Source organism: Streptomyces sp. NRRL F-6676 (assembly GCF_000725625.1).
Taxonomy (GTDB): Bacteria; Actinomycetota; Actinomycetes; order Streptomycetales; family Streptomycetaceae; genus Streptomyces.
Genome location: NZ_JOHS01000157.1, coordinates 1 through 229, shown reverse-complemented (window position 1 = coordinate 229; position 229 = coordinate 1). Strand labels below are relative to the sequence as shown.

The window sequence follows — 229 nt, the reverse complement described above, 5'->3', positions numbered from 1 at the left end:
CCGCATGGAGGCGGCCGCCTCACCGGAGAGCTCGGTGAGGTACTCCGTCAGCTCCTCCTTGGTGGTGCGCCAGGTGAAGTACGTGTACGACTGCTGGAAACCGACCGCGCCCAGGGTGTGCATCATCGCGGGGCGGGTGAACGCCTCGGCCAGGAAGATGACGTCCGGGTCGCGGCCGTTGATCTCGCCGATCACCCGCTCCCAGAACACCACCGGCTTGGTGTGCGGG

General features: G+C 67.7%; 1 pseudogene. It reads right to left on the bottom strand.

The annotated features are described in order from the left end of the window. Positions 1-229, bottom strand: a pseudogene (locus IO29_RS31420) (alpha-1,4-glucan--maltose-1-phosphate maltosyltransferase); the annotation flags it as partial.